The following is an 11,031-nucleotide window of genomic DNA, read 5'->3' as shown; positions in this document are numbered from 1 at the left end:
AAAAAATTATAAAAAAAGGTACAAAGCAAAAAACATTTTTATGGGGAATTGTTGACATAAATCTTCACTTGTGCTATTATAATAAATTGCATTAATAGTGGCCTTTTTTATTTGTTAATATATGTATAAGAGGGAGCCTGTTGGTGAATAATAATGGTAAAATAGGGTTATTTTGCATGAAATCCAAAAGTTTTCAACTTTTGGTAATTTACATTTTTTAAGGGGTGAAATGGATGGTAAATCCTGTACAAGTGGGCAACAAGACAAGAATGAGCTTTGCTAAGATTGATGAAGTTCTACAAATGCCCGACCTTATTGAAGTTCAAAAGAAGTCATACAAATGGTTTTTAGAGGAGGGGTTGAGAGAAGTCTTTAGAGAAATTTCCCCTATAGAGAGCTTTACAGGAAATTTGGCGTTAGAATTTGTGGATTATAGATTAGAAAATAACCCCAAGTATTCAGTAGAAGAATGTAAAGATAGAGATACTACATATGCTGTGCCAATGAAAGTCGAAGTACGCCTTACCAATAGGGAAACAGGGGAAATTAAGGAATCTGAAGTATTTATGGGAGATTTTCCTTTAATGACAGAAAAGGGTACTTTTATTATAAATGGCGCAGAACGTGTAATTGTAAGCCAATTGGTTAGGTCTCCAGGAGTCTATTATGAACAGCAATTTGATAAATTTGGGAAAAAATTAATTTCTGCAACTGTAATTCCAAATAGAGGGGCTTGGCTAGAATATGAAGAAGATTCCAATGATATAGTATATGTTAGAATTGACAGAACAAGAAAAGTTCCAGTTACTGTATTATTAAGGGCATTGGGTTATAGTACTGATATTCAAATTCTTGACCTTTTAGGAGAAGAGGAAAAATTAAAAGCTACTTTAGATAAGGATACAACAAAATCTGAAGAAGAGGCTTTAATAGAAATTTATAAAAGATTGAGACCGGGAGAGCCACCTACTGTTGAGAGTGCCAAAAGCCTTTTGTATGCATTATTTTTTGATGCAAAAAGGTATGATTTAGCAAAAGTTGGGCGCTATAAATTTAATAAAAAACTTGCGTTAAAAACGAGAATTGTAAACTTAAAAAGCGCAAAAAAGATTGTCAATCCTGTTACAGGAGAGATATTAGTAGAAGAAGGAGAGAAAATTTCCAAAGAAAAGGCAGAAGAAATTCAAAATTGCGGCATAAATGTAGTAGAAGTGTTAGTAGAGGGTAAAGTAGTAAGAGTAATAGGTAATAATACGGTGGATATAAATAAATATCCAATGCCTTATGATGTATCTAACTTAAATATAAAGGAAGCAGTAAATTTAAGTATATTAAAAGAAATCCTTGATAATTTCTCTGATGAAGAGGCAGTAATAAACGAAATAAAAAATAGAATGGATGAACTTGTTCCAAAGAACATTACTAAAGATGACATTATAGCCACTATAAGCTACCAACTAAATTTAACTCATGGGATAGGTTCAATAGATGATATAGATCATTTAGGAAATAGGCGACTTAGGTCTGTAGGAGAATTATTGCAAAATCAATTTAGAATTGGACTTGCGAGATTAGAAAGAGTAGTCAAAGAGAGAATGACAATCCAAGATGTGAATGAAATTACTCCTCAAAACCTTATAAACATTCGCCCAGTTGTTGCAGCCATTAGGGAATTTTTCGGAAGCTCCCAGCTTTCTCAATTTATGGACCAAACTAACCCTTTGGCAGAACTTACTCATAAGAGAAGAGTAAGTGCTTTAGGTCCTGGAGGACTTAGTAGAGAAAGAGCGGGTTTTGAGGTAAGAGACGTTCACTATTCCCATTATGGAAGAATTTGTCCTATTGAGACTCCTGAGGGCCCAAACATTGGTTTAATTGGATCTTTGACTACCTATGCTCGCGTAAATGAATATGGATTTATTGAAGCTCCATATAGGAGAGTAGACAAAACTACTGGTACAGTTACAGATGAAATTGTATATATGACTGCAGATGAAGAAGATGAATATATTATAGCTCAAGCTAATGAACCATTAGATGAAAACAACAGGTTTATTAATGAGAAAGTGGTATGTAGATTAAAAGAAGAGATAATAGCAGTACCTCCAACAGAAGTGGACTTCATGGACGTTTCACCAAAACAGATAGTGTCTGTTGCTACTTCTATGATACCTTTCTTGGAAAATGATGATGCGAATAGAGCCTTGATGGGCTCTAACATGCAGAGGCAAGCAGTACCACTTATAAAACCTGAAGCACCAATAATTGGAACGGGCATAGAATATAAGGCAGCTGTTGATTCTGGTGTAGTAGTATTAGCAAAAAACGATGGAGTAGTAGAAAAGGTAACCGCTGATAAAGTTATAATTAGAACAAAGGACGGTAGAAGGGATGAGTATAATTTACTTAAATTTAAGAGGTCAAACCAGGGAACTTGTATAAACCAAAGGCCTATTGTAAATGAAGGAGATGAAGTGAAAAAAGGGCAAGTTATATGCGATGGACCTTCTACTGACAACGGTGAACTTGCACTTGGGAAAAATGTCTTAGTAGGATTTATGCCTTGGGAAGGTTATAATTATGAAGATGCTATTTTGATAAGTGAAGAATTGGTTAGAGATGATTCTTTGACTTCTATTCACATAGAGGAATATGATGCAGAAGCCAGAGATACGAAATTAGGTCCAGAAGAAATAACGAGAGAAATACCGAATGTAGGTGAAGATGCTTTAAAAGATTTAGATGAGAGAGGAATAATACGTATAGGTGCAGAAGTTACCGCTGGTGATATATTAGTAGGCAAAGTTACTCCAAAAGGCGAGACTGAACTTACAGCCGAGGAAAGACTTTTAAGAGCTATTTTTGGAGAAAAAGCAAGAGAAGTAAGAGATACTTCTTTGCGTGTTCCTCACGGTGAGTCAGGTATAGTAGTAGATGTTAAAGTTTATTCCAGAGAAAATGGTGATGAATTGCCACCAGGAGTCAACCAGATGGTAAGAGTATTTGTTGCTCAAAAGAGGAAAATTTCTGTTGGAGACAAAATGGCAGGGCGCCACGGTAACAAGGGTGTTATTTCAAGGATACTTCCAGTAGAAGATATGCCGTTTTTGCCAGATGGTACCCCTTTGCAGATATGTTTAAATCCATTAGGTGTTCCATCGCGTATGAACATTGGTCAGGTTTTAGAAGTTCACTTGGGTCTTGTTGCAAAAGCGTTGGGATGGCAGATTGCTACACCTGTGTTTGATGGGGCAACAGAAGAAGATATACAAGAGCTTTTAGCTAAATCCGGTTTTTCTCCGGACGGCAAGGTGCAATTGTACGATGGAAGAACAGGTGAGCCTTTTGATAACAGAGTTACGGTAGGTTATATGTACATGCTGAAACTTCACCATCTTGTTGATGACAAGATGCATGCAAGGTCTACTGGACCATATTCTTTGGTTACTCAGCAACCTTTGGGTGGAAAAGCTCAGTTTGGTGGACAGAGATTTGGTGAGATGGAAGTATGGGCATTAGAGGCATATGGTGCAGCTCACACTTTACAAGAGATTTTGACTGTGAAATCTGACGATGTATCAGGTCGTGTAAAAACCTATGAAGCTATTGTTAAGGGTGAAAACATACCAGAACCAGGTATTCCTGAATCCTTTAAAGTATTGGTTAAGGAACTTCAAAGCTTAGCATTAGATGTCAAAGTTATCACAGAAGATAATCAAGAAATTCCATTAAAAGAATTTGAAGATGATGACGATTCTGATGTGCCGGATGCTACTCTTAATATCAATATAGAAGGTCGCGAAGATACGCCACCAGAAGAAGTATATGAAGAAGGCTATGAAGAAGGTTTTGAAGAAGAGAGTGAAGAATTGCCAGAAGATCTTGATTTTGAGCCAGATAGTTTTGATATAGGAAATGATGATTTAGATTTAGAAGATTTTGATATTTAATTACTTAAAACCAAAATTTATTGAAGAAAGGAGCGACACTCCTTGTTTCAGTTAAGAAATTTTGAGGCTATTAAAATTGGGTTAGCATCACCTGAAAAAATAAGAGAATGGTCAAGAGGTGAGGTTAAAAAGCCTGAAACTATAAATTATAGAACGTTAAAACCAGAAAGGGATGGCCTTTTTTGTGAAAGAATTTTTGGACCTACAAAAGACTGGGAATGCCATTGCGGTAAATACAAAAGAGTGAGATACAAAGGTGTGGTTTGTGATAGATGCGGTGTAGAAGTTACAAGGTCTAAAGTTAGAAGGGAAAGAATGGGGCACATTGAACTTGCTGCCCCTGTTGCCCATATATGGTATGTAAAAGGAATTCCAAGTCGAATGGGGCTTCTTCTTGATATGTCCCCGAGAGCATTAGAAAAAGTGCTGTACTTTGTATCATATGTGGTTATTGACCCTGGCGATACTCCTCTTACCAAAAAGCAGTTATTGTCGGAGAAAGAGTACAGAGAATATTTGGATAAATATGGTAATAAATTTAGGGCAGGGATGGGAGCAGAAGCAGTAAAAGAATTGCTACAAGAAATAGATTTAGAAAAGTTGGGCAAAGAATTGAAAGCCGAAATACGTGAGTCCACTGGTCAAAAAAGGGTAAGGGCAATTAGAAGATTAGAAGTAGTACAAGCTTTTATAGATTCAGGTAATCGCCCTGAATGGATGATTTTGGATGTTATACCTGTAATTCCTCCTGATTTAAGACCTATGGTGCAGTTGGATGGTGGGCGGTTTGCAACTTCAGACCTTAATGATTTGTACAGGAGAGTAATCAATAGAAATAACAGATTGAAAAAGCTTTTAGACTTAGGGGCTCCGGATATTATAGTAAGAAATGAAAAAAGAATGTTACAAGAAGCGGTAGATGCTTTGATAGACAATGGCAGAAGAGGTAGGCCTGTTACAGGCCCTGGTAATAGACCTTTAAAATCCCTTTCTGATATGTTAAAAGGTAAGCAAGGAAGATTTAGACAAAATCTTTTAGGTAAGAGGGTAGACTATTCAGGCCGTTCCGTTATAGTAGTAGGACCCGAGCTTAAAGTTTATCAATGTGGCTTGCCAAAAGAAATGGCATTAGAGCTTTTTAAGCCTTTTGTAATGAAGAAATTAGTAGATGAAGGTTTGGCGCAGCATATAAAAAGTGCTAAGAGAATGGTTGAAAAGATAAAGCCGGAGGTATGGGATGTATTAGAGGAAGTTATTAAAGAACATCCCGTATTGTTAAACAGAGCGCCTACCCTCCATAGATTGGGTATTCAAGCTTTTGAACCGGTGTTAGTTGAAGGAAGAGCTATAAAGCTTCATCCCCTTGTGTGTACAGCTTACAATGCAGACTTTGATGGTGACCAGATGGCTGTCCACGTACCTCTTTCAATGGAAGCACAAGCTGAAGCGAGGTTTTTGATGCTAGCTGCTAATAACATACTCAAGCCCCAAGATGGAAAACCTGTTATGACTCCTACTCAAGATATGGTATTAGGTTGTTATTACTTAACAGCAGATGAAGAGGGAGTTCAGGGTGAGGGCAAATATTTCTCTAGCCCTGAAGAAGCTATTACGGCATATCAACTGGGATACATTCACATTCATGCTAAGATAAAAGTGAAAATGACAAAAGAAATTGATGGAGTCAAAAAATCAAAAATAATTGAGACAACAGTTGGAAAAATTATATTTAATGAAGCAATTCCGCAGGATTTAGGTTATGTAGATAGAACTAATCCTGAAACTGCTTTTGACTTAGAAATTAATGATTTAGTAGATAAATCTAAATTGGGGAAAATTTTAGATAGAGTATACAGATTACACGGGCCAACAAAAACCGCAGAAACTCTTGATAAAATCAAAGAGTTAGGTTTCAGATATTCTACAAAAACAGCTATCACTGTCAGTGTTTCTGACATGGTAATACCTAAAGAAAAAGAGAAGCTTCTAAAAGAAGCAGATGAAATGGTAAGTAAAATTGAAAGCCAATTCAGACGTGGTCTCATATCCGAGGAAGAGAGATATGAGAGCATAATAAGAACATGGAATATGACTACAGAAAAAGTTACAGAAGCTTTAATGACAAGCCTGGACAAATTTAATCCTATATTTATGATGGCTCATTCAGGAGCAAGAGGAAGTAAAAACCAGATAAGGCAGTTAGCGGGTATGAGAGGTCTTATGGCAGACCCTTCAGGAAGAATTATTGAGCTTCCTATAAGGTCTAACTTTAGAGAGGGTCTTAATGTGTTGGAATTCTTCATATCTACTCACGGTGCAAGAAAAGGTCTTGCGGATACAGCTTTAAGAACTGCAGACTCTGGTTATTTAACAAGAAGATTAGTTGATGTTAGCCAAGATGTAATAGTCAGAGAAGAAGATTGTGGAACAGATGAGGGAATTTACGTAGAAGAAATAAGAGAAGGAAACGAAATAATTGAAAGATTAGCTGACAGAATAATAGGAAGAGTTGCGGCTGAAGATGTGGTTGATAATGAAGGCAAGATAATTGTCAGAAGAAATGAATTGATAAACGAAGAGGAAGCAGAAAAAATCGAAAAAGCAGGTATTACTAAGGTAAAGATAAGGTCACTTTTGACATGTAAGTCACGACACGGCGTATGTAGAATGTGTTATGGTAGAGACCTTGCAACAGGTGAACTTGTAAATATAGGCGAAGCAGTGGGCATTATTGCTGCACAAGCTATAGGCGAACCAGGTACACAGCTTACCATGAGAACATTCCATACTGGCGGTGTAGCAGGTTCTGATATTACACAAGGTCTTCCAAGAGTAGAAGAGCTTTTTGAGGCGAGAAAACCAAAAGGACTTGCTGTAATTTCTGAAATTTCTGGTGTTGTAAGAATCAATGAATCAAAGAAGAGAAGAGAAGTCATTGTAACAGATGAAGAAAACAGTATTTCTAAGACTTATCTGATTCCCTATGGTTCAAGACTTAAAGTTCATGATGGTCAGGTAATACAAGCTGGGGATGAGCTGACAGAAGGGTCTGTAAATCCTCATGACCTTTTGAAAATAAAAGGAATATTTGCAGTACAGACTTACTTGCTACAAGAGGTTCAAAAGGTTTATAGATTGCAGGGTGTTAAAATAAATGATAAGCACATTGAAGTAATAATAAGACAAATGATGAGAAAAGTAAAAGTAGAAGACCCAGGAGATACTTCAATGCTTCCTGGAGAGCTTATAGATATGTTTAAATTCGAAGAGGAAAACAAAAAAGCAGTAGAAAAAGGACTAAAACCTGCTACTGGTAGGAGAGCTCTTTTGGGAATTACAAAGGCGGCTTTGGCAACAGATTCTTTCTTATCAGCTGCTTCTTTCCAAGAGACAACAAGAGTGCTTACAGATGCAGCTATAAAAGGTAAAGTAGATCCGCTTTTGGGATTGAAAGAAAATGTGATAATAGGTAAACTAATTCCTGCTGGAACTGGCTTATCACGCTACAGAAATATTTCCGTTGTAAAGAAAGTAAAAGACCAACAGGATGCACAAGATAAAGAAAAAGAAGAAGCAGAAGTAAAGGCGAGCAACTAAAGATTTAACCGAAATTCTACTGTTGACAGCTAAACTGCTTAATGATAAAATTATTAGGTGTGTTAAAAACCGCTGTCCTGATGGGAGGAAGGCGAATGGCAGGACAAGATTGCCCTTCTAAGCGGGTGGTTGGAGCAAAGCAGACTTTAAAAGCAATAATGAATTGCAATGTACTTCAGGTTTACATTGCAAAAGATGCGGAAGAACATGTTACTAAAAAAATAAAAGAACTATGTGAGGAAAAAACAATTAAAATAGTGTACGTCGATACTATGAAAGAACTTGGGGTAATGTGTGGTATTGATGTAAATGCTGCCGCTGCAGCGGATATTATAGGTGAAAAGAAATAATTACCCCTTTGAGGGGGTAATTATTTCTTGATTTATTTGGAAGGAGGTGCGAAGATGCCAACGATAAATCAATTGGTAAGACAAGGGAGAAAGCCAGTAAAATATAAATCTGCTGCTCCAGCTTTAGAGGGTAATCCTCAAAAAAGAGGTGTTTGTGTAGTAGTAAAAACTACAACTCCTAAAAAGCCAAATTCAGCACTACGAAAAATAGCAAGGGTAAGGTTAACAAATGGTACAGAGGTTACAGCGTACATCCCTGGTATAGGTCACAATTTACAGGAACACTCTGTAGTTTTAGTAAGAGGTGGAAGGGTTAAAGACCTCCCAGGTGTAAGGTATAAGATAATAAGAGGAGCCCTTGATGCTGCTGGTGTTGCCAATAGAAAGCAAGCTCGTTCGAGATATGGCGCTAAAAAGCCTAAAAAGTAAAAAAAGAGTAAAATAGAACTATAAAGGTATTTAGTAGAGTTAATTATTGTAAAGTTTTTACAGAAAAGGAGGGAAAAGGATGCCAAGAAAAGGTCATGTAGAAAGAAGAGAGGTTCTTCCTGATCCTGTATATAATAGTAAAAAAGTTTCAAAACTAATTAATAAGGTAATGTGGGATGGCAAAAAGAGCTTAGCTCAAAAAATTTGTTATGGAGCTTTTGACATAATAAGAGAAAAGACAGGAAGAGATCCTCTTGAAGTTTTTGAAGAAGCTTTAAATAATGTTATGCCTGTTCTTGAAGTAAGGCCTCGAAGAGTAGGTGGTGCCACTTACCAAGTTCCTATGGAAGTAAGGCCTGAAAGAAGGCTTTCTCTCGGAATAAGATGGCTTGTAGAGTATGCAAGGCAAAGAAGTGGTAAATCTATGATGGAAAAATTAGCAGCGGAGATAATAGATGCTGCAAATAATACTGGAGGAAGTGTTAAGAAGAGAGAAGATACCCATAAAATGGCAGAAGCTAATAAGGCCTTTGCTCATTATAGATGGTAATTGTTTATAGGGGGTAGTGAATCTAGGGTACAAGAAAGGAGGATGGAAGATGCCAAGAGACTACAGCTTAGATAAAGTTAGGAACATTGGTATTATGGCGCATATAGATGCAGGAAAAACCACTACTACCGAGCGAATACTTTTTTATACAGGGAAAGTTCATAAGTTAGGAGAAGTCCACGAAGGTACTGCTACAATGGACTGGATGGTACAAGAGCAGGAAAGAGGTATAACTATAACTTCTGCGGCTACTACTTGTTATTGGAAAGGGCATAAAATAAACATTATTGATACGCCGGGACACGTGGACTTTACTGTAGAAGTTGAAAGGTCTCTTAGAATATTAGACGGAGCCGTTGCGGTTTTTTCTGCAAAAGAGGGTGTTGAGCCTCAATCTGAAACTGTGTGGAGACAGGCTGATAAGTATCATGTTCCAAGAATTGCCTATGTAAATAAAATGGATATAATAGGTGCTGACTTTTTTAATGTAATAAAAATGATAAAGGAGAGATTGGGAGCTAATCCTGTAGCTATACAAATTCCTATTGGGAAAGAAGATACCTTCAGAGGCATTGTAGATTTAATTAAAATGGAAGCCATAATATATGAAGATGATCTGGGTACTGTAATGGATGAGACTGAAATACCTGAGGACTTAAAAGATTTAGCCGAAGAGTATAGAGAAAAACTATTAGAAGCGGTTTCTGAACAAGATGAAACTATTTTAGAAAAGTATTTAGAAGGGGAAGAAATAACTGAAGAGGAGATTCACAAAGCCTTAAGAAAAGGAACTATAAATGGTGAATTAGTACCAGTTGTCTGTGGTTCTTCCTATAAAAACAAAGGAATTCAACCTATGTTGGATGCGATAGTAAGATATCTTCCTTCTCCAATCGACTTGCCACCTGTAAAAGGCATGGCATTAGCCACAGGAGAAGAGATAGAGAGAAAAGCCGACGATTCAGAGCCTTTTTCAGCGTTAGCATTTAAAATTATGGCGGACCCTTATGTAGGTAAACTTGCTTTTTTTAGAGTATATTCAGGGACTCTAAATGCGGGCTCTTATGTATTAAATTCTACAAAAGGTAAAAAAGAAAGAATAAGTAGAATTCTTCAAATGCATGCAAACCACAGGCAAGAAATGGAGGCTGTCTACACAGGCGATATAGTTGCAGCAGTTGGACTAAAAGATACTACAACAGGAGATACGCTCTGTGATGAGAATCATCCAATACTCTTAGAATCAATGGATTTCCCAGAACCAGTTATTTCTGTTGCTATAGAGCCTAAGACTAAAGCTGCTCAAGAAAAAATGACTATGGCTTTATTGAAACTAGCTGAAGAAGACCCAACCTTTAAAACATATACTGACCAAGAAACAGGGCAGACAATAATAGCTGGTATGGGAGAATTGCACTTAGAGATAATTGTTGATAGGCTAAGAAGAGAGTTTAATGTTGATTGCAATGTAGGTAAGCCTCAAGTTGCTTACAAAGAGACTATCACTAAACCTGTTAAAATTGAAGGTAAATTTATCAGGCAGTCCGGCGGACGCGGTCAGTATGGCCATGTTTGGTTGGAGATGGAACCTGCTCCAAGAGGAGAAGGCTATACATTTGAAAACCGTATAGTAGGAGGAGTTATTCCAAAAGAATATATTCCTGCAGTTGACGCAGGTGTTCAAGAAGCTATGCAAAACGGTGTTCTTGGAGGATACCCTGTTATCGATGTAAAAGTGGCATTGGTAGATGGTTCTTACCATGAAGTTGACTCCTCAGATATGGCATTTAAAATAGCAGGTTCTATAGCATTTAAGGAAGGCATGAAAAAGGCAAACCCTGTTCTTTTGGAACCTATTATGAAAGTGGAGGTTGTGGTTCCGGAAGAATACATGGGAGATATTATAGGAGATATAAATTCACGTCGTGGAAGAGTTGAAGGAATGGAAGCAAGGGCTGGAGCCCAAGTTATAAGAGCATTTGTGCCACTTGCTGAAATGTTTGGATATGCTACTGATTTAAGGTCAAAAACTCAAGGAAGAGGAACTTACACTATGCAGTTCCATCATTATGAGGAAGTTCCGAAAAATATTACTGATCAAATATTAGAAAAAAAGTAAAGGAGGAAAAGAGGATGGCGAAGCAAAAATTTGAGA

6 protein-coding genes are annotated in these 11,031 nt (G+C 37.0%); all 6 read left to right on the top strand.

The annotated features are described in order from the left end of the window. The first annotated feature begins 233 nt into the window (after window positions 1–233). The 6 genes from rpoB (at window position 234) to fusA (ending at window position 10,995) form a co-directional block, all read left to right on the top strand. Window positions 234–3,950: a DNA-directed RNA polymerase subunit beta gene (gene rpoB / locus M663_RS0101705; protein WP_029687742.1), complete on the top strand. Its 3,717-nt coding sequence runs from the start codon at window positions 234–236 to the stop codon at window positions 3,948–3,950. Window positions 3,951–3,992: 42 nt separating this feature from the next. After that, entirely contained in the window at window positions 3,993–7,547 is a 3,555-nt protein-coding gene (rpoC, locus tag M663_RS0101700) for a DNA-directed RNA polymerase subunit beta' (RefSeq protein ID WP_029687741.1), read from the top strand. 95 nt (window positions 7,548–7,642) lie between these two features. After that, window positions 7,643–7,897 carry a ribosomal L7Ae/L30e/S12e/Gadd45 family protein gene (locus M663_RS0101695; protein ID WP_029687740.1) on the top strand — a complete coding sequence of 85 codons (255 nt, stop codon included), beginning with the start codon at window positions 7,643–7,645 and terminating at the stop codon, window positions 7,895–7,897. A gap of 54 nt (window positions 7,898–7,951) precedes the next feature. Continuing rightward, the gene (rpsL, locus tag M663_RS0101690; RefSeq protein WP_003868702.1) at window positions 7,952–8,326 is read left to right on the top strand and encodes a 30S ribosomal protein S12; all 375 of its coding nucleotides are present in this window, start codon (window positions 7,952–7,954) and stop codon (window positions 8,324–8,326) included. 79 nt (window positions 8,327–8,405) lie between these two features. Beyond that, the gene (rpsG, locus tag M663_RS0101685) at window positions 8,406–8,876 is read left to right on the top strand and encodes a 30S ribosomal protein S7 (RefSeq protein ID WP_029687739.1); all 471 of its coding nucleotides are present in this window, start codon (window positions 8,406–8,408) and stop codon (window positions 8,874–8,876) included. Window positions 8,877–8,925: 49 nt separating this feature from the next. Further along, window positions 8,926–10,995 carry an elongation factor G gene (gene fusA / locus M663_RS0101680; protein WP_029687737.1) on the top strand — a complete coding sequence of 690 codons (2,070 nt, stop codon included), beginning with the start codon at window positions 8,926–8,928 and terminating at the stop codon, window positions 10,993–10,995. Window positions 10,996–11,031: the final 36 nt, after the last annotated feature.

The organism is Thermoanaerobacter sp. A7A (assembly GCF_000445185.1).
In the GTDB taxonomy this organism is placed as follows: domain Bacteria; phylum Bacillota; class Thermoanaerobacteria; order Thermoanaerobacterales; family Thermoanaerobacteraceae; genus Thermoanaerobacter.
Note: the sequence above shows the minus strand (reverse complement) of the source record. Positions and strands in the feature narration are given on the sequence as shown.

Bases quoted from the DNA above. Each gene is read 5' to 3' on its own strand.
- M663_RS0101695 (WP_029687740.1), top strand. From the start codon at position 7,643: ATGGCAGGACAAGATTGCCCTTCTAAGCGGGTGGTTGGAGCAAAGCAG.
- rpoB (WP_029687742.1), top strand. From the start codon at position 234: ATGGTAAATCCTGTACAAGTGGGCAACAAGACAAGAATGAGCTTTGCT.
- rpsL (WP_003868702.1), top strand. From the start codon at position 7,952: ATGCCAACGATAAATCAATTGGTAAGACAAGGGAGAAAGCCAGTAAAA.
- fusA (WP_029687737.1), top strand. From the start codon at position 8,926: ATGCCAAGAGACTACAGCTTAGATAAAGTTAGGAACATTGGTATTATG.
- rpsG (WP_029687739.1), top strand. From the start codon at position 8,406: ATGCCAAGAAAAGGTCATGTAGAAAGAAGAGAGGTTCTTCCTGATCCT.